Below are 24,734 nucleotides of genomic sequence, written 5' to 3'. Positions count from 1 at the left end.
ATAGAGATGCTCATTGTGCTTCATTTTGTGATGGGAGTTTTATTGATAATCTCCTTTGTTGGTTATATGCAGTTTGTTCGGAAGACACTTGCACTACGGTGGGAGTTTATCCCTGTATTTGTGTTTTCCTCGATTGCCTGCATCGTATATTTCGCTGGCTTGGCAGGTCAGCTCTTTATAGGAAGTATTATCGTGATGATACTCGGCTTGTTTCTTTTTAGAGATACGCTGGTTCGAGCTGTCCGACGAGGGACCAAGCCGAATGTATTGTTCTCGTTATTTCAGTTTTCTTTTCTGGGCGGAACGTTCATCTTTTTGCTGATTCTGTTCCAAAATCAATTGACACACTACGATAATTTCTCGCACTGGGCTATTGTATTGAAGCAGATGTTGAGTACAAATGCCTTTCCGACGCCAGACTCCAATCTGATTGATTTTAAAAACTATCCGCTGGGGACTTCGTCATTTATTTATTATGTCTGTCGCTTCATGGGGCATTCCCAGTCCGTGATGCTTTTGGCACAGGGTCTGCTTATCTTTTCCTGTTTTTATTCCATGTTTGGCATTATTTCGGAGAAGAAACGTTTTCTTCTGTACGCTTTTCTCGGACTCGGGTTATCTACACTTTCGTTTTTCAATCTTACGATTCGGATCACTAACCTGCTCGTGGATTTCTTGCTTCCGATCTACGCACTCGCGATCCTGGCAGTGATTTACCAATATCGTAATGAGATCATGAAGGCATGTATTGTTGTTCTTCCGCTTGCCGGATTGCTGACCATCATCAAAAGCACGGGTATTATTTTCGCCGCGATCGGCCTGATCTTCCTGGTGTATACATGGTTGAGAAATGGGCAACGCTCGAACTGGAAAGTCGGACTGGCTGTGCTTGGTACCATTGGTGGTTCACTACTTCCGTATTTCGGCTGGAGCTGGCGAATGGCGACGGTGTTCCAAGGCATTAATAACAAGTTCGAGGGAACAGCCTCGGTGATCAAAGCGGGCAAGACGGGAGAACAGAAATGGGAGATTCTGACGCTCTTCTTGAAATCAAGCATAGATATCACGTCCAGGCCTGTGCTCGGCATTGTACTTTTTCAACTTATCGCGATTGGAGCTTCGGTATTTGCTATCGTTGTGCTCAAGAAGAAGTGGAACTTATGGAAAGCATTAATTGCTTTGGATTTTGTACTGTTACTGTATTATGCAGGTATTCTGGCGTTGTATCTCTTCTCCATGCCATTGGATGAAGCCATTGTCCTGGCAGGCTTTGAGCGTTATGCATCGAGTATCGTGGTGCTGTTCGCCGGTGGGCTGGTGTTGTGCGCTGCGATCGACCTGGAGCGATCATTCCACTATCGGATCGGTGAGGTGCCTGATTATCAATCCTTTAAGACGGTCAAGACGAAAGGTCATTATCAAAAAGGCATTATCGGCTGTATGGCGGTTGCGGCGACCATCCTTTTATCGGAATACAACGGGATCGTCTCGATTGCCAAAACCTACGATACAACGCTCCCTTACAAGATTCATGCGGTTACCGGTGATCGGTGGTACCCAGGTGGGCAGGTGGATAATAATAGATATCTCTTCTACGCCTCAGACAGGGACCAGCAGGTCACGAATTATTACATGCAATATGTAGGAAAGTATTTCTTGTATGCTCCACATGTGGACGGGATCGTGTTGTTCTATGAGGATAATATGGATAACCTTCTGAGCGGCTACGATTATCTGGTGGTCGTCGAGACGGATCTCAACGCCAAGTGGTTGCTGAAAAAGCATTATGGTATCGACATGCAAGAGGGGATTTATAAAATTACCCGTTCGGGGGATCAAATCGTTCTTACGTTGACTTGAAATCATAGATGTTGAGATCCTGTTCCGGACATCCGGTCAGGTAAGATTGAATACATGATTGTATATAGAGTCTCCTTAAATATAGCCCGCTATAGCTAATACCTATAGCGGGCTATAACTCTTTCGTAGAACAGCTATTCCGATCGGATATGTTATATTTAATTCTATAATGATAAACGGGGAGATTAAACTATGAGCGTACAAACAGAACCTAAACAACGAACAGTCACTCCATTTCGATATGATATTGTGGGCAGTTTCCTGCGCCCGAGTGCATTGAAGGACGCCCGATTAAAATACCAGAACGGCGAAATTACCACGGAACAGTTGAATGAAGTGGAGAATGCCGAGATTGTAAAACTTGTACAGAAGCAAAAAGAGGTTGGCCTTCAGGCTGTAACGGACGGCGAATTCCGCCGCTCTTGGTGGCATCTGGACTTCTTCTGGGGACTGGATGGTGTAGAGCGGACAATCATTGAGGAAGGCTACCGATTCAACGGTGCGACATCCAGACCGGAAACAGCTCGTCTGAGCGGCAAAATCAGCTATAGCAGTCATCCATTTGTAGCGCATTATGCCTTCTTGAAAGAAGCGGCTGGGGAAGACGTTGTTGCCCGTCAGTCCATCCCAGCAGCAGCCCAGTTCCTATTCGAATTGGACCGGGCAGATAATAAGGAAAGCACACAGGCCATCTATCCGAACCGCCAAGAGCTTCTCTCGGACATTGTCGGGGCGTACAAAGCATCCATCCTGGCTTTTTATGAAGCCGGCTGCCGCAGCATCCAGATTGATGATTGCACATGGGGTGCATTGTGTGACCAACAGTTCATCACAGTGATGGAGCAGATTGGCGTTAATGTGGAAGAGTACGCAAACGAACTCGCAAAACTGAACGAAGATGTGGTATCTGGCCTGCCGGAAGACCTCGTGGTAACCACTCATGTCTGCCGCGGTAATTATGTTTCGACATTTGCAGGAGTCGGTGGCGGTTACGAGCCGATTGCGCAGACACTTCTGAGCATCGATAACTACTCTGGTTTCTATCTGGAGTTTGATACGGAAAGGGCTGGTGACTTCAAACCACTTCGTTTCCTGAAGGACAATCAGCAGGTTGTACTTGGCCTCTTCTCTTCCAAATTCGGAGAGTTGGAGAACAAGGAAGATATCCTGAAACGGATTGAGGAAGCTACACAATATGTTGAGCTGGATCGAATCTGCCTGAGCCCGCAATGCGGCTTCGCTTCCACGGAAGAAGGCAACCATCTGACCGAGGAACAGCAATGGCGCAAGCTTTCCTTCATTAAGGAAATTGCTGAAGAGCTCTGGAAGTAACTTTTTCAACGTCATTCATCATTCACGCATGTGTTATGTATAAGAAAAAATCGCTAAAAAGCCGTACGGACCATCTTCCGTATGGCTTTTTGGTGTATCCTCACTTTTGAGTGGATGTTTGATCAGAGTCCATAACAGCCAAGAGAGTGAAGCAATGGGTAGAGATGAGAATAACGGATTAGGCAAACGGCATGACTGAGGAAGAGGTGTGGTGGACGAAATAAAATAGCGACACTTAGGACAAAGGGATCTTTGTCGCGACTGCCGCTATTTGTCTATCTCGCATGATATCGTCCTTTAGGCACCACCATCGGTGATCCCGAAACGGGGTCTTCTATGACCGTACATTCCAATCCGAAAATGTCTTTAACCTGTGGGGCGGTTATCACCTCTGCGGGCTTACCCTCAGCCACAAGTTTTCCGGTATGAAGCACAGAGGGTTACATTCCTTGATGAAGTAGTCCATTATCCGTTCTTAACGGAACAGTTATAGGATGAGAGCAGGAGGGGGTCTATTAAATTAGGATGAAAATAATATCCATGTATTACATTCCAGATCATGGTATATTTGTATTATTAAATAATGTAAGGAGATTCTACATGCATAATCAAATCATCAAAAAGTTGATCGTACTTTGTTTGGTTTTTTTATTATTACCGGCAACGAGCGTTTTGGCTGCGTCGTCGCTTATTAAGGACCCGGTCTTGGCCAAAGTTATTCGAGCAGATCTGAAGATGTCGGCTAAGAAGGAAATAAAGGCTGCCGATTTGAAAAAATTAAAATCTCTATATGCTATGGAATTAAAAATTAAGATTTCTAACCTGCAAGGTCTTGAACATGCCGTTAATATGACAGATTTATTTTTGCCTGGTCAAAATATAAAAAATATTAAGCCGCTCAACAAGTTAAAGAAATTGACGTTCTTAGCTGTTGAAGGCAATCAGATTGCAGATATCTCACCACTTTTAGGTCTGACTAGTCTGCAAAATCTGGTTATGGACGATAACAAAATCAAAAGCCTGGCTCCATTAAAAAATATGCATAAGCTGACCAGTCTGCTCGCCAGTGGTAATCAGGTGACTGATCTAAGTCCTCTTCAGAAGTTAAAGCTGGAATGGGTCATTATGAACGATAATAAAATTCAGGATCTGACTCCTTTAAAAAATCATCCGACCTTGGAGTATCTATATGTAGAAAATAACCTCATTGAGGATATTTCAGTGCTCGAAACCATCCCACATCTAACAGAGGTATATTTGGTTAACAATCCGTTGAATGATCGAGCAGAGCAGGTTGTGAAAAAGCTGGAGAAGAAAGGTGTCCTTGTAAGTCTGGTAAGCGATGAAGCGGATCAGGCGAAGTAGTTTCGATTAGAAAAAATGTATATGTATATGTAAGAAGAAGTTAATCCCTCATTATATTGAACAAAAACAAAGAAGGCCGCAGATATTCTGACGGCCTTCTTTAATTATGTTGGACAGAAACGCTCGGTAACAACTTAACGCCGTCCCGCAACAATATTATTCCACTTCGATCTCCTTCACCGTCTCTCCCTCAACCAGCACCGGCTGATAGTAGGTGTTTGTTGGCAGATCCTTTTTGCCCTGCAGATTCTTGATCACCCAGTCGGCAGCATCACGGCCCATTTGCTCTTGGGGATGGGTTAGCGTTGTAAGCCTTATGTTGGCGTTCTTGGCGATGTACGAATTGTCTTGACCAATGATGGATAACTCATCCGGGATCGAGATGCCCAGTTGCCTGCAGGCGTTCACGACCTCCAGTCCTACCTCATCGTTATAACAGACGATCGCGGTGAGTGAATCCCTGTTTTCGTCCAGATACGTTGCTACATTAGAGGATAAATCCGGTTTCGATGCGGTATCAAAGGAAAGCACTTGCTCAGGATGGAACCGTAACTTCGCTTCACCCAGTGCCTTGATGTACCCCTTCATTCTGTACTTGCCTTGTAGATCATCCATTTTGGCAATAATGCCGATCTGGGTATGGCCTTTAGAGATCAATTCCCGTGTGGCAAGATAGCTGGATTGCACGTCATCCAGACAGAAGAACGGAACCTCCAGCTCCTCATAAAATGCATTAATCATCGTAAACGGCACATCCTGCTCTTTGAACGATAGGTAGTATGCAATGTTGGGATTGTAGAGATTACTTTTGGTCGGTTCGACAATCAGGCCATCCACGCCGTAGGAGAGCATCATTTCGAGGGCTTTTTTCTCCTGTGCTACATCATTATTAGTACTGGCCAGCAGTAACGAGTAGTTGTCCTCATTCAGACGACTCTCAATACCGCGGATAATGGACGGAAAGATATAATCCGAGATGTATGTCGTGATCACACCAATCGTTTTCTTAGACGTATTGCCACCTGATCGTGATCGATACTGATTACTAACGTAGGTTCCTGACCCTTTTTCGCTTCGTAAAAATCCTTCGTTCGATAACTCCAAAATAGCCTTCCGCACGGTCTGGCGACTTACGGTGTAGCTTTCCTGTAATGCCAACTCGGTTGGGATCTGTTCGCCTATGCTATATGTCCCCGAAAGGATATGACTCTTTATATCATCAATGATGACCTGATATTTTGGCTTCACGTAGTCCACTTCTTTCATCGTTACTCATCTATATCAACGTTGTTGTTCAAATAGTTGTACGTACATATTTTAGCATGATTCAGATAGGATGAAAATAAAACCGAACATTTTTCAAAATAAACCGTACATATCCAGCCTTTTTGGATGGAGGTGTACCTTACAGCATAGCCTTTTTATAGCCATATAAGACCTTTGAATGGTCAAAATGAGCACATTATGTGTCCTTTGTAAGTATAACTATTATATATTATTGACAAATGTACGTACAAAAAATATACTAAGGCTGTCAGAAAAGGAAAGCGCATTCTTTGAAAACACAGACTTTTTGAACCACCTCTTATACAAAATTCATTATTAGCTATTGTCATAAGTAGAAGCTTCACCTTATATATGCATCCTTTGGGATGTGAAATCGCGACCGGAGAGGGGATACACGTGATTATGAGTCAACTGGACTTGAAAGAAGCCATTACCAAGGGCGCTACTTCGCTCGGTATTGAATTTGGATCAACGCGGATTAAGGCGGTGTTGATTGACGAGCGTTTTGAGACCATCGCGTCAGGCAGTTATGAATGGGAGAACCTCCTGAAAGATGGATATTGGACGTACAACCAGGAGGATATCATCACAGGTCTGCAAACGGCTTATCGTGAGATGAAGCAAGATGTGGAACAGAAATACGGTATTACGCTGCGCACGGTCGGGTCTATCGGATTCTCGGCCATGATGCACGGATATATCGCTTTGAATAGCGCTGGTGAACTGTTGGTACCTTTCCGCACGTGGCGTAACGCTACGACGGGAGCAGCTGCAAGAGAGCTAACGGAACTTCTGCAATTCAATATCCCGGAACGCTGGAGCATTGCCCACTTGTATCAAGCGATTTTGAACGAAGAGGTGCATGTGCCACAGATCGATCACCTGACAACTTTGGCTGGATACATCCACTGGTTGCTGACGGGCAATAAGGCGATTGGGATCGGCGATGCTTCAGGGATTTTCCCAATTGACGAGTCTACACATAACTATCACCCATCCATGATCCAACAGTTCGACGAACAGATCGCAGGCAAAGCTTATCCGTGGAAAGTCGAGGATCTTCTTCCCAAGGTATATCTCGCGGGTGAGAACGCAGGTGCATTGACGGAAGCGGGAGCCAAGTTACTCGACCCTTCACAAGATCTGCAAGCAGGCATTCCGCTCTGCCCGCCAGAAGGCGATGCCGGAACGGGTATGGTGGCAACAAATAGCGTGAGAAAACGTACGGGGAACATCTCCGTCGGCACATCCGTATTTGCGATGATCGTACTGGAGAAGGAATTATCCAAAGTGTATCCCGAGATCGATATGGTCACCACGCCGGATGGTAGCCCAGTAGGGATGGTGCATGCCAACAACTGTTCCAGTGATATCAACGCATGGGTTGGACTGTTCCGTGAATTCTCTCAAGCAATGGGATATGAAGTGGATAACGCCAAGTTGTTTAGCGTGTTGTTTAACAAGGCTTTGGAGGCAGACCCTGATGGTGGCGGCTTGCTCAGCTATGGTTACTACTCAGGTGAGAACATTACGGGACTTGAGAAAGGCCGTCCATTGTTCGTCCGCTCCCCGGAAAGCAACTTCAATCTGGCAAACTTCATGCGGACACATCTGTTCAGTGCATTCGGTGCACTCAAGCTGGGTATGGACATTTTGACGGAGGAAGAGAATGTAGCCATTGATAGTATTTTGGCGCACGGTGGCTTGTTCAAAACGCCTGTCGTCGGGCAACGGATTGTAGCTGCTGCGATGAACGTACCGGTGTCGGTAATGTCTACCGCTGGTGAAGGCGGCGCATGGGGCATGGCGCTTCTGGCTTCGTACATGATCAACAAGGATCAAGAGGAAAGCCTGGATGTGTTCCTGGAGCAGAAGGTCTTTAGCGATGTTGAGGGAGTTGAAGTGGCACCGATTGCATCGGATGTGAAAGGGTTTGAAGCATTTATCGAACGCTATCGGAGTGGACTTGCGATTGAGCAATCAGCCGTAGATCATCTGGTAGAGGTTGTTCAAAAAGACCGCTTTTGATTACGAAGGATGCCTAGTGGCATCATCAACATCGAATATGGAATTCAGCCGAAATGTCCGTTGCTCACGTAGCTCTATCTACGCTCCGCTACTCCATTTCTAGCTTCATCCCATCTTCTCGGTACTGAAAACCGACTTTTTGAACACGCACTATTAGAGAACGGGAGGGAATAACATGTTAGAACAACTGAAAGAAGAGGTATTCCAGGCGAATCTGGAACTGCCAAAGCACGGACTTGTGAAATTCACATGGGGTAACGTCAGCGCAATTGATCGGGAAAGCGGTCTGTTCGTCATCAAACCAAGTGGCGTTAGCTACGATGTGATGAAAGCAAGCGACATGGTTGTAGTTGATCTGGACGGTAACGTAGTGGAGGGTGAGATGAGACCTTCCTCGGACACCGCAACACATGCCGTACTATATAAGCATTACTCGGAGATTGGCGGCATCGTGCACACACACTCTACGTGGGCGACTATCTGGGCGCAAGCCGGACTGGACGTACCTGTAATGGGAACGACGCATGCGGACACGTTCTATGGAGCGGTACCTTGTGCACGTTTCCTGAATCAGGACGAGGTTGATCGTGGATACGAAGCGGAGACAGGACGCGTCATTATTGAAACGTTTGAACAGCGTGGGATTGATGTTATGGCGGTTCCGGCTGTGTTGCTCCATGGGCACGCACCGTTTACGTGGGGGAAAGATGCCAAGTCTGCGGTGGTGAACAGTGTCGTGCTGGAGGAAGTGTGCAAAATGAACCTGTACGCGCGGCAATTGAATAACTTCGCGAAGGAACTGCCACAAGGCATTTTGGATAAACACTATCTGCGAAAACACGGAAAAGACGCGTATTACGGACAGAAGTAATTAGGTTATATAGCGATCGGTTGATAATAATTCAAGCGAATAGGTTGTTTGTTACTACTACCAATGAAGTTGTATCAAACTTTTACACGATAACGGAGAGTGCAGTACCTATCTGTAGAAGCGAAGCGTTCGCCTTTATAACCGGATATCATCCTTATTAAAATTGATCAAAGAAATCTGGGGATAACCAGCGATCGGAAGATGGTACTGCAATCGCAGTGTTCTAGTGTAAACCCAAATGTTCAACTATAAAATAATGAAATGAGGATGATTATATGTCAGCAACAGCAGCAAAAGAGTTCTGGTTTGTGGTCGGTTCACAGCACTTGTACGGAGAAGAAGCACTGGGCGAAGTAAAAGCCAACGCACAGAAAATCACGGATGCGCTTAATGCAAGCGGCGTACTGCCGTACCCGCTCGTATTGCAGGATCTGGCGGTAAGTGCAGATAAAATCACGAGTACGATGAAGGAAGTCAATTATCGCGACGAAGTAGCAGGTGTGATCACGTGGATGCATACATTTTCCCCGGCGAAAATGTGGATTCGTGGTACAAAATTGCTGCAAAAACCTTTGCTGCACTTGGCAACGCAATTCAATGAAAGCATTCCATGGGCAACCATCGATATGGACTTCATGAACTTGAACCAAGCGGCACACGGTGACCGTGAATATGGCTTCATTAATGCCCGTCTGAGAAAACAAAATAAAATCGTTGTTGGCTACTGGGAGCGCCCAGAAGTGCAACAACAGGTTGCTGACTGGATGGACGTAGCGGTAGCTTATAATGAAAGCTTTAACATCAAAGTAGCGCGCTTCGGTGACAACATGCGCAACGTGGGCGTAACCGAAGGTGATAAAGTTGAAGCACAGATCCAATTCGGATGGACCGTTGATTACTTCGGCATTGGCGACCTCGTTCAATACGTGAACGCTGTAACAGAGCAGGAAATCGATGATTTGATCGCTCAGTATGGAGAACTCTACGAATTCGATTACGGCACGAACAGCAAGGAAGCTTGGGAAGCCAGTGTACGTGTGCAAGCGAGTTATGAAATTGCGATCAAACGTTTCCTGGACGAAGGTGGTTACAGTGCCTTCACTACAAACTTCGAAGATCTGCATGGCATGAAACAGCTTCCGGGTCTGGCTGTACAACGCCTGATGGCTCAAGGGTACGGATTTGCCGGTGAGGGTGACTGGAAAACAGCTGCGCTGGATCGCTTGCTGAAAATCATGGCCCATAACGAGAACACGGGCTTCATGGAAGATTACACATACGAGATGGCTGCTGGACAGGAAGCGATTCTTCAATCTCACATGCTTGAAGTAGATCCGACACTTTCCAGCACGAAACCGAGAATTATCGTGTCCCCACTGGGCATTGGCGATCGTGAAGATCCGGCACGTCTTGTATTCGATGGTAAAGCAGGCGAAGGTGTCGTGGTATCCATGGCAGACTTCGGTACACATTACAAACTGCTGATCAACGAAGTATCTGCTTTTGAACCAACCGTTCCAGCACCTAATCTGCCAGTAGCACGTGTTCTGTGGAGCGTGAAGCCGAACTTCCAAGATGGAGTGAAGGCATGGATCGAAAATGGTGGTGGTCACCATACGGTTGTATCCTTGAACCTGACTACAGATCAGATCGTGACGTATGCGAAGCTAGTGAATCTGGAGTACGTTATTATTAAGTAAAAGTGGATTGGCAGCTACTGCCTGAACTCATACAAATTCTTTCTCTGCGGCCGGGGGTTAACCCTCGGCCATTTGTTTGTTATGCTGAGAAGCATGATGTGAAGCTGAGCAAGGATTTGCTTTTTCATCGAAAAGGGATAAGAAATGAAGGAGGAAGGACATGTATACAAAAGATAGCTTGATGCAGCAACTAAAGCAGCTTGGTGTGGATAGGCAAGGCACGGTGCTCATTCACTCTTCCATGAAAAGTATAGGCGAGGTTGAAGGTGGAGCAGACACGGTGTTGGATGCCTTTAGCGACTATATGAAAGAGGGATTGTTGGTGCTTCCCACTCATACGTGGTCTACCATTAATGCGGATAACCCAGTGTTCCACGTGGAAAATTCTACCTGTTGCGTGGGTATTCTGCCTGAACTTTTTCGTAAACGTCCGGGCGTAGTTCGTTCGTGGCACCCGACGCACTCAGTAGCAGCACTGGGACGGGACGCAGAGGCATTTACGAAGGACGATCATCTCTTCGATACACCGTGTGCGAGAGGATCAGCATGGGGGAAACTGCTTGATCGGAAAGCGACGATCTTGTTAGTAGGCGTTGACTTGAAGCGGAATACATTTATCCACGGGGTCGAAGAGTGGGTGGACATCCCTGGCAGAATGACGGACGAGCATGAGATGCTTTATACGGTTTTACCAGATGGAAGCCAGATTTCAGTACCATCCCGCAGACATTGTGGGTTGCCATGGTCGGAGCATTTCTGGAAAGTAGATGAGGTATTGGTTCGCGAAGGTGCGATGCGTACAGGAAAGCTCGGTGATGCGGTCGTAAGAGTGTGTGATGCGGCTAAGACAGCAGAGGTAATTACGGAGATGCTGAAGGATAACCCCGATCTATTCACGGACAACCTCCCTCTAAATGCAGTAACCGAATGATACAAGGGCCGTCCGATAGCCGGATGGCTCAATATCGATCACTTGATGATATCTGAATATCTCCCTAGCAGATGATCTCCTCTCCTGTTTGTACTCTAAACCTTCAAAAGCATTCATAAATAATCAGAAATAGATCAGCATTTCGATCAGAGGTTGGTCGGACTTCCAGTGTATGGGCTACTCACCCTTATGGCGGTGTGATAAGATATGGTTAAATTAACCAATAAGTTTGGCGTAGCAGAATTGTATAGGTGTTTATTGAAGTTTTATATAAGTATCACATAGAATCATGAACAACCACGTTGTCATTGTAGCATCTAAGAAGGAGAAGATTCGTGAACCCTTTAGTATGGTATGATCTCTTTTTATTTGTCCTTTTGTTTGGTGTAGGTGTATATGTGTTTGCTACAGTTAGAATTACGAACTTACATAAAGTGTACTTTTTATTTCACGGGTTGATGATGCTCTGGCCTTTCTGTCAATTTGCGAGTACGCTCACGGATGATTCCGGTCTGCAATTGTTCTACGTTACCTTATCTTTCGTTGCGGTCTCCTTGCTTGGGAGCGGGTGGCTTCTACTGACGATCTTTATTACCGGTTATTCAGAGCGTCTGAGTGCAAAAGGAACCTTCTTGCTATTTGTCCCTGCGGTGATCGGGGCTATAGGTGTGGTCGCAAATCCATGGAACGAATTCGTCATTCCACTGGAGGGCGGGTACATCGAGCGGGATTACGGCCTTTGGTTCTGGGTTGTGATGACTATTCTGGTGAGCTATTTCTTGACTTCTCTCGTGGTTCTATTCCGGGCGGTGTATTCTTCGCACACGTCTGCCATGATCAAAAAACAGGTGAGAATCACCCTGTGGGGCATCCTGGTCTTGGCTGTCTTTGCAACGATTGATGCGATTCTGAATGTCGTTCTAGCCCGGTGGTTGCCGATCATTCCTGGCATGACTTCGCTGGGGATCTTTCTATCGGACCTGTTCTTCGTCTATGTGATCAAAAGATACAATGTGTTCGATCTGGTCTCCATCGCCCATGAGGATGTAATCAATACCATTCCATATGGCATCCTGGTACTGGATGAGAATGAAGTCATTGTTGAAGCGAACAAAGCCTCACGATCCTTTATGGATCTGCATGTGGGGGATTCTTTTGATATGGAAGCTTTTCTGGAGTCTGTTCATGTCGTGGGCAGCTGCCGGGAGTTCGTCAATCATTATAAGAAAAAAGAAAATACCCTCTCTCACATTGAAGTGATCGTGGAGCGGGACAACAATATCCGGCACTATATCCTGCAATCGTCTCCGATTGTGGATTCGGCTCTTGTGCCGATCGGTCATATTCTCACGTTCCAGGATGTCTCGCAGGAGCGTTTCTACGTGAAAGAGATGAATCGCCAGAACGTAACGCTTCAGGAGCGAAATCAGGCGCTAGACCTGATCCGTCAGGAGTTATCCGAGGCCAATCGCAAACTGGAGGAACTCGCCCTGACGGACAGTTTAACCAACTGTTACAACCGTCGTTATCTGACCCAACATCTGAATCACGAAGTCATCACCAATATTCAATACAAAACACCATTTTCACTCCTGCTGCTCGATATCGACTACTTCAAAGCCATCAATGATCGCTATGGACATGTCATCGGGGATGAAGTGCTCGTTCGCACGGCGGAGGCCGTCAAACAATCGATTCGCAGCACCGATATCCTGACGCGCTATGGCGGGGAAGAGTTCATGATCTACCTTCCGCACACGGAGCATGATCTGGCGAACCAGATCGCGGAGCGCGTAAGAACAGCTGTGGAGTCCAACCACATCATGGTCGATCACGAGATTATGCAGGTGTCGATTACGATTAGTATTGGGATTCTATCCTTTGAGGATTTTGAAGTTGTGCATGTGCCGGACAATCCGGAGGGGTATTTGACTCAACTGTTCGCTGCGGTGGATAAGGCGTTGTATCAGGCGAAGCAGAATGGGCGGAACAGAGTGGAGTTTGCTGAGTTTGAGCGGGAAGTTATTTGAAAAGAGAAATAAGATAAGAGTGGAGACGTACTCCACTCTTTTTGGTGTTAGCGTATGATTTTGATGTAGAGATATTTATTCGGAATTTTTATGTGATTTTTCGATAGCATTTAAAAATTCTTTGCTAATTTTGGTCAATGATATGATTGTATCTGTACTTTTGCCGCTTATTAAAGTTATATGTTCATCCAAGGCTCTTTTGTACTCAGAGTCTTCTTTGAATTTAAAGATTTCTTCAGCAGTGACCTGCAATCCATTGATTATTTTCTCAAGAGTCTCCAAAGAAATGTTACGATCTCCCCGTTCAACTCCACCAATATAGCTGTAATGAAGACCTGCTGCTTCCGCCAGTTGTTCCTGAGTCCAGCCTTTTGCTTTCCTTAACTCACGTATTCGATTTCCTACGTCCTCTGGTAAACTCATTTGATCACCTCCACTTAAGGTTAGAAGAGGTTATAGAATCCTTACAGACTAATATGTGCAAAGGAAATAATTATTAAACAGTACTTATAAGTACAATTTATATTGATCTTCTTTTGGTTTATCTATACAATTATAAGAAAATCGATAATTAAGGAGGATTATCTTTGCGGAAATCTATCCTAAAATCACTCAAACCTGACATCATTGTTGAAATGTTGGAGATGGCTGTGGCTTTTGAAAATTGGAACAAGGTGATGGAGAGGGCGGACATGTTATATCAATGTGTGCAGTCTATCCATGAAGAGCGGCAGGAGTATCGGTCAAAGGGAGTGCCTGCACCACATATAAACATCGAGCGGCCCTTGGTCTACTATTACGGGTTCAGCCATTTGATGCGGGGTATGGCTCACCAGAAGATGGGACAGGTAGATCAGGCGAGGGCATGTATCGATCAATATGCAGAACTGGGATGGTTGGAGGATCTGGATGAGGTAGGTATGCTGGTGGTACAGGAGTTCAGACATAAGGCACTGGTGAATCGATATGCTCTTGAGATTGAAGCCGGGCAGGTGCAACTGCTGGAGGAGTTTGTGAACTTTTTGCTTGAGCATCCGGAGGAAGGGTTGGCAGGTCTGAAGGTGATTACTGAGGCAGCAGTGCGGCATAGGTGGCAGATTGATCGGCTTTTACATGTGTTCGAGGATCAGATGCAGGGTATTGGCAAAGACGATGGTTCTTCAAACAACGATAATATGTACCATTACTGTTATCAGCGGGCTCTGTACGAACATTGGATGGGAAGACCACAGGAGGCCATGGAGTTCATTTTACAGGCAATCTGGTTAGCGAATAAGCTAGGGATGGATCGGTATTTTATAAGGTGCACGGCATTGTTGGAATCATTGCGGGAAGAGGCGACAGCGGAGCAGATCGGGCGGTATCGGGTCATGTTGGAGGGGATGAAGTAGGAAGGGTATTTACTGAAACTGGTAGGATATGCCTTGAAGTGGGTATATGCATATAGGACCATAGCACCGATGAGGAGCACAGCTTGTGTTTTATCATGGTGAAATCAGGATGTTAGCCGGATAGTTTAGATATTACACTTCTGCTAACATAGGATAATCCTATTTCAAATGAGCGGAGAAACGTATGAGTACAATCAAAGTTACCCCTGAACAACTACATCACGTATCGAATCAGGTGGATCAGGCCAGACAACAGTTTGAGAGCATAAGAAATGATCTGACGAGACAGATCATGTTCGTTCAGATGATGTGGATGGGCGCGACGCAGGAGCGATTTTACTATGAGTTCGAGCAGTCACGTCCTATACTGGATAAAGCGCTGGAGAGTATGGTGAATACATCGAAGGAATTGAAGGATATCGCCACGCGTTTCCAAGATGCAGATGCTCAGAAGGTAAGTCTCGGTGGTGCGTTTGGAGCAGTTGGTGCTGCAGCTATGATGACCAAATCATCAGGTGATTCAAATTCGGGTGATAAGGGCTATCGGATGGCACAAGTCAATATGTTTGGTAAATTGGTATGGATGCCGGTCAACGAGAATGGTGTTGCGGATCAGGCTGCTCTTCAGGCTTATCAGAGGGATCAGGGAAATCTAGACTTTAATCGCATGCAAGCTGTGAACGTTGAACCGCCTGGGGAAGATATTTTTGCATTACAGATCAAGGCGTTTGAGATGGGGATTCATCCTACGACAGGAGAGCCTGTATCCGATAAGTATGCTCAGATGATGGTGACCTCTCTGAAGTTTAGTCAGATATTCATGGCGATTCAGATGGTTCGTGGGAGTATGCCGGGCGGTAAAGGGCCTCATCGATTGCCAGCTTCTAATCCTGCTGTGGCGAAGATTAAGCAGCATATTGAGGCTGCGAAGGCGAAGAATAGGAGTATAGAAAAAAATGCACTAGAGGCAACTCCAAAAGCCACAGAGCAGAGAGCTCAGTTGAGCCAAAATTTGATTGACCATGTTATTAATAGACATTCTGTTAATAGTACGAAGCAACAACTTCCATATCTCCAAAAGAAAATGTCCGATGAACAAATCAATGAAATGCTAAGTAGAAAGTCTTTCTTTAATAAAGAGTGGTCTGATAATAAAATAACTGATGCGTCTGCAGAGGCCGTTAATCAGTTGAAACAACAGGGAATAAAGGATGGATTGCATACTGTTACTGTATTTGATGAACAGATTAAAGTTTTCATTAGAAATGATAATGTTGATTCCGTTTATGGTACGCATATATATAAAATTAGTGATTTAATAGATTAGGGGTGTTCAAATATGTTCACTATTTCATATAAAGCAATTGATAACTTTGATGAAATTAAACAAATGTCTGCAAAGCAGTTTGATCTAACGAAACAAGATATCGAGGGAATTATTGAATTGGACTTTAACGGAAGTAAGTACGGTATGTTCTTTGACGATTGTCCGTTTGGTAATGAAAGACTTATTAGATGGTTTGTGGACTTACTGACTATAGTCCAGAAGATTAGAATACATCAATATGTTGCTTATCGAATTCCTGATAGCGCTAATTTGTGGCTGGAGTTTAAACAGCAGGGAGTGGAACTACAAGTTAGTTTAGTAGAAGATATTGATCGGGAAGTTATTCTGGACTTATTTATTACTGAACCACTTGAGGAATTTAGATACTCAACTTGGAAGGATGTTATTGTAAGTTCGGCTTCCTTTACAGATGAAATTATGAAAAATGCGCATCAGTTTCTGGATTTTGTTACTGAATTGAATCCTGACATACTGCAGAGTACGAGTATTCAAATACTTCAGGAAAAGTTAACCGATGTAAAGCGACTGAACTCATAGAGAACCTACTTTGCTGAAAATGTGGATTACGAAGGATAATTTCAAATCGAACTTTTAAGCATGTAGTCACTTTGAATACAGGATATAAGAACACTCTTATTCTATGGCATCATAAAGTTCCGACATTCGGTCAGCCAATTCCAACTGTGGCTGCATTCGCTGATGATTCATATCGGTAGGTGTCATATACAGCACTTCTTCTCCCTGCTCAAACATTGTTACATGGAACAATACCCCTGTAGCATCTTCTTGATCTGGATAAATTACAATTTCTAAATCGCGTACCTTTTCAATCCATTCCTGAATCAGCACTTGATCTGTAGTTGTTTTTTTAGTACCATCACCACCAGTCATCATTTCAATAGAGTCAACCTGTGTAATATCGCCAGGATAAAAGGTGTGTAATTCCTTCTGGACTTTATTTACTTCGACTTGATCGGGCTGATTAGAACTTTGGCAGCCGCTAAGAATCAGGACCATAACTGTAGCAAACATTAAGGCGATAAGTGAATATCTTCTCATCGTACTCCCCCTCTTTAAACGCTAAACGAATTTTGTATTTGAAATGTTCCGCATAAACTCAATTTTGTTTAATCCTTAAAGTACATCGAGGTTACTGGTCACATTTGCTGGAAGACTACGAAACTGGGTTTAACTCTTCTAGAAATTTTTGGATGGTTCTACCTGTAAACAATTCCGGATCGCAAAAGAAATGCCCACTAATAAAGCCCTCATATGTAACAAAAAACATGAAGAATCCGCTCTCATCCGAGAGTCGGATTCTTTCTCGTTCCAACACCAATATAACTCTTGTCAAAACGTAATCATTACGATATGATAATACTCATTGTTTAGATCATAATGATTACGATTAAGAGAGAGGGGCATTACCTTGAATAAAAAGACGCCACTGCTAGCGCTGGTCTCCTTGGCCTTGAGCGCTGGACTGTTGAGCGCCTGCGGATCATCTGAGTCCAGTCCCGCTGCGCAACCATCCACCGATAATAAAAATGTTCATTTCCTATATAACTTCTCCACGAGTTCGCTAGATCCACATGTGGATTCCAGCTATGTGCCGCTGCGCGCGGGCATTACGGAAACGCTGGTTCGTCTCGATGAAGAGAACTTGACGGTTGCTCCATGGCTCGCCGAGAGCTGGGAGAGCGAAGATGGGCAGCATTGGACGATCGACCTGCGAGATGATGTGACATTCCAGAACGGCAAGCCAATGACGGGTGAATCCGTCAAGGCATCCCTTGAGCGGGCGCTTGAGGAGAATGTAGCTATCCAGAACGCGCTTAAGATCGATACGATTGAAGCCGAGGGCGACAAGCTGGAGATTACCACAACTCAGCCGTTCCCGGAGTTCGCTTCAGAACTGGTGAACCCCAACACGGCGATTATCGACGTGAGTGAGCCGGACATTGTGAACAAGCCGATTGGTACGGGCCCGTTCAAACTGACCTCTTTTACCCCAGGCAGCAAGCTGCAACTGGATCGCTATGATGAATATTGGGACGGAGCATCGCCTCTGGATTCCATCACGTTCTCATTCAATGAAGATGCCAATGCCCGCACACTAGCGCTCAAATCTGGGCAGGTAGATATCGTATACCGTCCAGAAGTCGAAAGCCTCGAATCGCTCAAAGCGCTGGACGGCATGAAGGTTGAGTCCACGTCGACGTTCCGCGTGCATCAGCTAACGATGAACATGCAGCGGGAGATTATGAAGGACCTTAATGTTCGTCGTGCACTGGACGCGCTGATTGACCGTCAGGGTATCGTCGACACGATCCTGCTAGGATATGGCGAAGCAGCCATCGGACCGTTCCTGCCATCGCTGCCATTCGCACCAACCTATACGGATACAGCAACGGAATCCGGAGCTGATGTCGCTGTAAAATATCTTGGCGAAGCAGGGTACACGCAGCAAAACGGCGTGATGACCAAGGATGGCAAACCATTGCAGCTGACGCTGCTGACATATTCAGCCCGTGCCGATCTTCCGCTGATCGCTCAAGTGTTCCAGTCTGATGCGAAGAAGATCGGTATCGACGTGCAGATTCGTCAGATTGACACGCCAGAAGATTATATGGCGTCTAATCGCGACTGGGATATTGCAACGTACAGTAATTTGACGGCCCCTCGTGGAGATGCTGGTTATTACCTGAATGCAACATACCATCCGAAGGGTGCCCTTAATTTCAGCGGATCGGAAGATCCAGAGCTGACCAAGATCATCGACGAACTGAATCTCACAGTTGCACCGGAGAAGCGCGCAGAGCTTGCCGAGAAGGCAGCCAACTATGTGCATGATAACGTACTGAATTCATTCGTGCTGCATCCAGGTACGATCGTTGCCTACAACGGCAAGAAGATCAAGAACTGGGTTACCACTCGCAGTGAATATTACATGATTACCAATAAGCTGGATGTGATGTAATGTTTCGCATTTTGCTTCGGAAGTTCCTTGAGGTATTTATCTTTCTGTTGTTCATTATGTTTGTGAGTTTCCTGTTCATTCGTCTGGCTCCGGGTGATCCCGTGCTGACGATCCTGAATGTGGACGAACTGTCCGTTAGTCAGGAGCAGGTCGAAGCTGTACGCGAGGAAATGGGCTTCAATGATTCGCTTCCTGTCCAGTTTGGCAACTGGTTGCTCGATTTCGTTCGTCTCGACTTCGGTGTATCGTATTCAACAGGCCAGCCAGTTATGCAGACCCTGATGCGTGCGCTACCTGCTACGGCTGAACTGACGATTGGCGCTCTACTGGTCATGCTCGTCATAGCGATACCGCTCGGCTCGCTGTCAGCACTCCATCGTGGCAGTTGGATTGACCGGGGCAGCCGGATGCTCTCCATTGTGGGTGCGGCGTTGCCAAGCTTCTGGCTGGGTCTGATCCTAATCGACATGTTCGGCGTACGCTTTGGCAATCTGCCGACCATGGGCCGGGATGGATTCACATCACTTATTCTGCCATCTCTGACGCTGGGACTTGCCATCTCCAGCGTTTATGTGCGTCTTTTGCGTTCCAGCCTATTGGATTCTCTTAGCCAGGAGTTCGTTCGGTCCGCCAGGGCAAGAGGGTTATCCGAAGGCCGGATCTTCATGCTTCACGCCTTCCGGCACAGTCTGCCGCCTGTCATTACAGTATTCGGCGTCAGTCTCGGTAGCCTGATTGGCGGAGTTGTTGTAATTGAAGTGTTGTTCGCTTATCCGGGTATTGGCAAGCTTGTCGTTGATGCCATCCGCCAGCGTGATTATCCACTGATTCAGGGTTACATTCTGATCATGGCTATCGTGGTATTTCTCGTGAATACGGCGGTTGATCTGTCGTACCGTTATTTGAATCCCGAAATGAAACTGAAGGAAAAGGAGGCCCACCGATGAAAACCATACCCCTGCCCATTCCACCTACAAAATCTAAAAAACATAACTGGCAGGCGATCGTTGGTTTGCTATTTGCCCTGCTGGTCATCGCGGCCTCCTTATATGCCTTTTTAGTTCTGAAACATGATCATACATTAACCGATCTGCGCGGACGATTGCAGGGTGCAAGTGCTCTCCATCCGTTCGGCACCGACCATCTGGGCCGCGATGTACTGACACGTCTGCTGCTTGGCGGCGGCCAAACGCTTGGTTATAGCTTGCTGGCACTCGGTGCTGCACTGCTGATCGGTATTCCTTTTGGACTGATAGCAGGATACAAACGTGGCTGGGTCGATAAGCTGTTCATGCGCATCGCTGATGCTTTTCTCGCTTTCCCTGATACCATCGTGGCGATTGTGCTAAGTGGCTTGCTTGGCGCGGGAATCGGTAATCTGGTATTGGCGATTGTGATCGTAAAGTGGGTCAGCTACGCCCGTCTCGTTCGGAGTACAGTTTTATCGGAGTCCCAAAAGGATTACATTCGCATCGCCCGGACCAACGGATTGTCTGACGGTCGTATCATGAGAAAACATCTGCTGCCACATATCGCAGGTCATGTGCTCGTGCTGGCCAGTCTTGATCTGGGTAAAATCATTCTACTCATCTCATCATTGTCTTACATTGGCCTTGGCGCACAGCCGCCAACACCTGAATGGGGTGCGATGCTGAACGACTCACGGCCGTACTTCCAGTCTCGGCCGGAGCTGATGATCTATCCGGGTCTTGCCATTGTCTCGGTAGTGCTGCTCGCCAACATGCTGGGTGACTATCTAAGAGACCGGTTTGACGTGAAGAAAGAGGTGCAGCCATGATTCTCTCCATTGAAGAACTGAGCATCTCCAGTCGGGATCGTACGATTGTAGATCAAGTCTCTCTGGCTGTTCGCGAAGGTGAGTTCATGGCATTGGTTGGACAGAGTGGTAGTGGCAAAAGCTTGCTCTCGCAAGCAATTGGTCGTCTGCTGCCGCCCAACCTGCATGCGTCGGGGCGAGTCATGTTCGAAGGTAGCAACCTGCTCGAACGGAAGCCAAAGGAGATGCGCGCCCTGCGGGGAAGCCGCATCTCATATATTTTTCAAGACTATCAGGGAGCATTTACGCCCTTTCGCAGCATTGGTGGGCACTTTGATGAATACCAGAAGGTACATGGAGAAAAGTCTTCTGCCATCCGCAAGAAACGAGCGGAGGAAGCGCTGGAATCGGTTGGCCTTGGCGCTGAATTGCTGCGCCGCTATCCGTTCCAGTTGAGCGGTGGACAGCTTCAGCGGGCATCAATCGCCACATCGCTGATGCTGTCTCCTCGTCTGCTAATTGCTGACGAAGCAACAACGGCACTGGACAGTGTGTCTGGGCATCGCGTGTTGGAACTGCTGGCACGCAAACAAGCGGAGACGGGATGTGCCATTCTGTTTATCACGCATGATTGGCGCCATGTACGTCGCTATGCCAACCGCTTGGCTGTGATGAAGGAAGGCCAGATCGTCGAATCTGGCGGGAAACATCGCATTCTTGACCATCCCCAGCATGAATATACGCGCCAGCTGATTGATGCGGCTCCGGTTTTGAGTCGCTCACTGAAGTCGGGATTGAAGGAGGCAGGAACCGAATGAAGACAACCGGAGATGATGAACGCCGTGGACTCGTGCAGTCCGAAGAATCTGGTGTGCGAAGCCACGATTTTGCTAGAGATTTAAACCATGCAGACACAGACAATACAGTCATAAATACTACAGAAACAGATCATGCAGTTACAGATGCGGATATAGATACCACCGGTTCAGACAATGCTTCATCACTCAGCACCCCTGGCAATCCTGTGCTTCACGTGGAACATCTAAGCCGAACGTACGCGGGTGCAGACCGACCGGCTGTGAACGATATTTCCTTCACCCTGAACCACGGCGAATGCCTTGGCCTGGTTGGCGAGAGCGGGTGCGGCAAGAGTACGCTCGCCCGCTGTCTGCTACGGATTGAAGATGCAGATACAGGCTCGATTACACTGGGTGGACAGGATATTGCGCGGCTGAGCGGCCGACGGTTGCGGCCTCATCGCCGGAAGATTCAGATTGTTTTCCAGAACCCGATGGCTGCACTGAATCCAAAGCTCAAGATTGCCGATTCGCTCATCGATCCGTACGAACAGCTTGGACGGAACGCCGAGCTGTCCCACTTTACCTATACGTCGAAGGAGGCTTACGTCCAAAAGCTGCTTGAAGCGGTGGAGCTTCCTAGCGATTTGGCTGGACGTTACCCCCATGAGCTAAGTGGTGGACAGCGTCAGCGCGTCACGATTGCACGTGCTATTGGCATTGAACCGGACGTTGTCGTTCTGGATGAACCGACGGCCAGCCTGGACGTGATCTCGCAAGGAGCAGTTTTGCAGTTGCTCACCGATCTCCGGACGTCGCTTGGTCTTTCATACGTGTTCATCTCGCATGATCTGGCTGCTGTACATCGCATGAGCCAGCGTATCATCGTTATGCGGGAAGGTCAGATCGTTGACCGTTTTGGTGCAGATGCGTTGTTCGCTGAAGAACGCCATCCGTACACGAAAGAGTTAATTTCAATTTTCTGAGTACTCCCGGAAACGCCGGGGGTTGTAATCGTTGATTTATATATGAAGCCGCCTTACGAAGAGATTCGAGAGCGGCTTTTAGTGCATCCATTTGATCACCCAAGTCCCCCTAAATCCGGGTTCCTTTCTTTGTTTTGAACAAATATATCTTTCAGGCCTATAACCGGGCTAACGTTCCGATGTAAACTAGCGTATACTGATGGAATAGCAAATATCTTGAAATTGCATATTTAAATTGCTCTATATTATTGATACACTAGATCAAGGTTATAATCATTCAGAGAAGGTGCGATCCCGTTCAAGAATGGGCTTGCTGCAAATGCCAAATCGATAACGCTTACATCCTTTTGGCAAATATAGGATATAAGGACGGTAGACATGAGCCAGGGACAAACGAGTACAGATGTTATCTTGATTGGTGCCGGAATTATGAGTGCAACTTTGGGAACTTTGCTAAAAGAATTGGCACCAGACTGGAATATTAAGGTTTTCGAAAAGCTAGCCACTGCAGGAGAGGAAAGCTCCAACGAATGGAATAATGCCGGAACCGGGCATGCTGCATTGTGCGAACTTAACTATACCGTTGAACGACCAGACGGAACCGTAGATATTAGCAAAGCGATTAAAGTGAATGAACAATTTCAGATCTCAAAGCAATTTTGGTCCTATCTCGTCAATAGCCGTCTGATTCGTAATCCGCGGGACTTCATTATGCCGATTCCTCATTTGAGTTATGTACATGGAGAGAGCAATGTCCAGTTTTTGAAAAGACGTTATGACTCCTTGTCGAATCACCCGTTGTTCGCAGGCATGGAATTCTCGGATGACAAGAAAGAGCTGGCGAAATGGATGCCGCTGATGATGAAAGATCGTACCAGTAATGAACCTGTTGCAGCGACCAAAATTGACTCCGGTACGGACGTTAACTTTGGTGCTTTAACGCGTATGCTGATCAAACATTTGAAGGAACAACAAGTGGGCGTCCACTACCAACATAGCGTGAAGAATATGAAACGCACCAGCGATGGACAATGGGAATTATCCGTGAAAAACCTGAAGAGTGGTGCAGTCGAACGCCACAAGGCAAAATTCGTCTTTATTGGCGCGGGCGGCGGAAGTCTGCATTTGCTCCAGAAGACGGGCATTCCGGAAGGTAAACATATCGGCGGATTCCCGGTCAGTGGGATCTTTATGGTGTGCAAAAATCAAAAAGTCGTGGAACAGCATCACGCCAAAGTATATGGCAAAGCTTCGGTAGGAGCTCCGCCGATGTCGGTTCCGCATCTGGATACTCGATTTATCGACAATAAGAAGTCGCTGTTATTCGGACCGTTTGCCGGGTTCTCGCCGAAGTTCCTGAAGACGGGTTCCAATGCTGATTTAATCACGTCGGTTAAGATGCATAATCTGCTTACGATGCTCGCAGCAGGTGTCAAAGAAATTTCTTTGACCAAATATCTGATCCAACAACTAATGTTATCCAAAGAACAACGTATGGCAGAATTGCGTGACTTTGTTCCGGGTGCGAAGAGCGAGGATTGGGATATGGTTCTGGCGGGGCAGCGTGTGCAGGTGATCAAGGATACCGTCCAGGGTGGCAAGGGTACGCTCCAATTTGGTACGGAAGTGGTCACGTCTGCAGATGGAACGATTGCGGCTCTGCTAGGTGCATCACCGGGTGCATCCACGGCAGTTCAGGTCATGCTTGAGATTCTTCAGCGGTGCTTCCCGCAGCATATGGAGGCATGGGAGCCAAAGATCAAGGAAATGATTCCTTCTTACGGCATATCCCTTGTGGAGAATCTGGATCTCCTCAAAGAGGTTCATTCTTCAACAGCCAAGGCGCTGGGATTATCGGATGAAAAACATGTCCTGCACGTATAACGTTTAGTTTATCGTGTTAGATCATAATGAAGTCATAGAAAAGAGAGCTAAGCCGGGTCGAAACCCGTGCTTAGCTCTCTTTTGGTTTATTTGGTATGTCAGAACCTGAACTTGAACTCGAGCCTGGGCTTGAACATGTCCGCTATCCTCGCGTTCCCCGTAGACCT

At 46.6% G+C, this 24,734-nt stretch carries 20 protein-coding genes; 17 read left to right on the top strand and 3 right to left on the bottom strand.

Going from position 1 to position 24,734, the window contains the following annotated elements; genetic code table 11:
- Nucleotides 1-6: 6 nt before the first annotated feature.
- The 3 genes from NST38_RS30080 (at nt 7) to NST38_RS30065 (ending at nt 4,557) form a co-directional block, all read left to right on the top strand.
- Nucleotides 7-1,860, top strand: a complete 1,854-nt coding sequence (locus NST38_RS30080) for a hypothetical protein (protein WP_076252104.1) — start codon at nt 7-9, stop codon at nt 1,858-1,860.
- Nucleotides 1,861-2,052: 192 nt separating this feature from the next.
- Nucleotides 2,053-3,192, top strand: coding sequence for a 5-methyltetrahydropteroyltriglutamate--homocysteine S-methyltransferase (locus tag NST38_RS30075; protein WP_341344257.1), 1,140 nt, complete (start codon nt 2,053-2,055; stop codon nt 3,190-3,192).
- Between the two features lie 600 nt (nt 3,193-3,792).
- Nucleotides 3,793-4,557, top strand: coding sequence for a leucine-rich repeat domain-containing protein (locus NST38_RS30065; RefSeq protein WP_076252100.1), 765 nt, complete (start codon nt 3,793-3,795; stop codon nt 4,555-4,557).
- 156 nt (nt 4,558-4,713) lie between these two features.
- Here NST38_RS30065 and NST38_RS30060 read toward each other — a convergent pair whose 3' ends face one another.
- Nucleotides 4,714-5,805 (bottom strand): GntR family transcriptional regulator, encoded by a 1,092-nt coding sequence (locus NST38_RS30060; RefSeq protein WP_076252245.1) that lies wholly within the window; start codon nt 5,803-5,805, stop codon nt 4,714-4,716.
- 441 nt (nt 5,806-6,246) lie between these two features.
- On the opposite strand from NST38_RS30060, the gene NST38_RS30055 reads away from it, so the two are divergent.
- From NST38_RS30055 to NST38_RS30035, 5 genes are all read left to right on the top strand, one after another.
- Entirely contained in the window at nt 6,247-7,872 is a 1,626-nt protein-coding gene (locus NST38_RS30055; protein ID WP_076252098.1) for a xylulokinase, read from the top strand.
- Nucleotides 7,873-8,047: 175 nt separating this feature from the next.
- Entirely contained in the window at nt 8,048-8,743 is a 696-nt protein-coding gene (locus tag NST38_RS30050; protein WP_047840995.1) for an L-ribulose-5-phosphate 4-epimerase, read from the top strand.
- Between the two features lie 275 nt (nt 8,744-9,018).
- Nucleotides 9,019-10,443, top strand: a complete 1,425-nt coding sequence (araA, locus tag NST38_RS30045) for an L-arabinose isomerase (protein WP_076252097.1) — start codon at nt 9,019-9,021, stop codon at nt 10,441-10,443.
- 160 nt (nt 10,444-10,603) lie between these two features.
- A complete protein-coding gene (locus NST38_RS30040) occupies nt 10,604-11,374 on the top strand; it encodes an AAC(3) family N-acetyltransferase (RefSeq protein WP_076252095.1) in 771 nt (256 codons plus the stop codon).
- Nucleotides 11,375-11,709: 335 nt separating this feature from the next.
- On the top strand, nt 11,710-13,404 hold the full coding sequence (locus NST38_RS30035) for a histidine kinase N-terminal 7TM domain-containing diguanylate cyclase (protein WP_076252093.1): 1,695 nt from the start codon (nt 11,710-11,712) through the stop codon (nt 13,402-13,404).
- 75 nt (nt 13,405-13,479) lie between these two features.
- Here the strand turns inward: NST38_RS30035 and NST38_RS30030 are convergent, their stop codons facing one another.
- Nucleotides 13,480-13,827, bottom strand: coding sequence for a helix-turn-helix domain-containing protein (locus NST38_RS30030; protein WP_076252091.1), 348 nt, complete (start codon nt 13,825-13,827; stop codon nt 13,480-13,482).
- Nucleotides 13,828-13,991: 164 nt separating this feature from the next.
- On the opposite strand from NST38_RS30030, the gene NST38_RS30025 reads away from it, so the two are divergent.
- The 3 genes from NST38_RS30025 to NST38_RS30015 all read left to right on the top strand — a co-directional run bounded on the left by NST38_RS30025 (nt 13,992) and on the right by NST38_RS30015 (nt 16,680).
- On the top strand, nt 13,992-14,795 hold the full coding sequence (locus NST38_RS30025; protein WP_083684591.1) for a DNA-binding protein: 804 nt from the start codon (nt 13,992-13,994) through the stop codon (nt 14,793-14,795).
- A 184-nt stretch (nt 14,796-14,979) separates the two neighbouring features.
- Nucleotides 14,980-16,122 (top strand): WXG100 family type VII secretion target, encoded by a 1,143-nt coding sequence (locus NST38_RS30020; RefSeq protein WP_076252090.1) that lies wholly within the window; start codon nt 14,980-14,982, stop codon nt 16,120-16,122.
- Between the two features lie 12 nt (nt 16,123-16,134).
- Complete coding sequence (locus NST38_RS30015) at nt 16,135-16,680, top strand: hypothetical protein (RefSeq protein ID WP_076252088.1); 546 nt, start codon at nt 16,135-16,137, stop codon at nt 16,678-16,680.
- 96 nt (nt 16,681-16,776) lie between these two features.
- Here NST38_RS30015 and NST38_RS30010 read toward each other — a convergent pair whose 3' ends face one another.
- Nucleotides 16,777-17,202, bottom strand: a complete 426-nt coding sequence (locus NST38_RS30010; RefSeq protein ID WP_076252086.1) for a hypothetical protein — start codon at nt 17,200-17,202, stop codon at nt 16,777-16,779.
- 370 nt (nt 17,203-17,572) lie between these two features.
- Here NST38_RS30010 and nikA point away from each other — a divergent pair, with 370 nt between their 5' ends.
- The 6 genes from nikA to NST38_RS29980 all read left to right on the top strand — a co-directional run bounded on the left by nikA (nt 17,573) and on the right by NST38_RS29980 (nt 24,567).
- Nucleotides 17,573-19,123 carry a nickel ABC transporter substrate-binding protein gene (gene nikA / locus NST38_RS30005; protein ID WP_083684588.1) on the top strand — a complete coding sequence of 517 codons (1,551 nt, stop codon included), beginning with the start codon at nt 17,573-17,575 and terminating at the stop codon, nt 19,121-19,123.
- A complete protein-coding gene (gene nikB, locus NST38_RS30000) occupies nt 19,123-20,070 on the top strand; it encodes a nickel ABC transporter permease (RefSeq protein ID WP_076252084.1) in 948 nt (315 codons plus the stop codon). Before nikA ends, nikB begins: the two co-directional genes overlap by 1 nt.
- Nucleotides 20,067-20,921, top strand: a complete 855-nt coding sequence (gene nikC / locus NST38_RS29995) for a nickel transporter permease (RefSeq protein ID WP_083684586.1) — start codon at nt 20,067-20,069, stop codon at nt 20,919-20,921. Before nikB ends, nikC begins: the two co-directional genes overlap by 4 nt.
- Nucleotides 20,918-21,718 (top strand): ABC transporter ATP-binding protein, encoded by an 801-nt coding sequence (locus tag NST38_RS29990; protein WP_036671813.1) that lies wholly within the window; start codon nt 20,918-20,920, stop codon nt 21,716-21,718. The genes nikC and NST38_RS29990 overlap by 4 nt, the downstream gene beginning before the upstream one ends.
- A complete protein-coding gene (locus tag NST38_RS29985) occupies nt 21,715-22,683 on the top strand; it encodes an ABC transporter ATP-binding protein (protein ID WP_083684583.1) in 969 nt (322 codons plus the stop codon). Before NST38_RS29990 ends, NST38_RS29985 begins: the two co-directional genes overlap by 4 nt.
- Nucleotides 22,684-23,061: 378 nt before the next feature.
- On the top strand, nt 23,062-24,567 hold the full coding sequence (locus NST38_RS29980; protein WP_076252082.1) for a malate:quinone oxidoreductase: 1,506 nt from the start codon (nt 23,062-23,064) through the stop codon (nt 24,565-24,567).
- Nucleotides 24,568-24,734 lie beyond the last annotated feature (167 nt).

The sequence above is a fragment of the Paenibacillus sp. FSL H8-0104 genome, assembly GCF_038050215.1.
Lineage (GTDB): Bacteria > Bacillota > Bacilli > Paenibacillales > Paenibacillaceae > Paenibacillus > Paenibacillus amylolyticus.
This window is presented reverse-complemented; position numbering and strand designations above follow the sequence as displayed.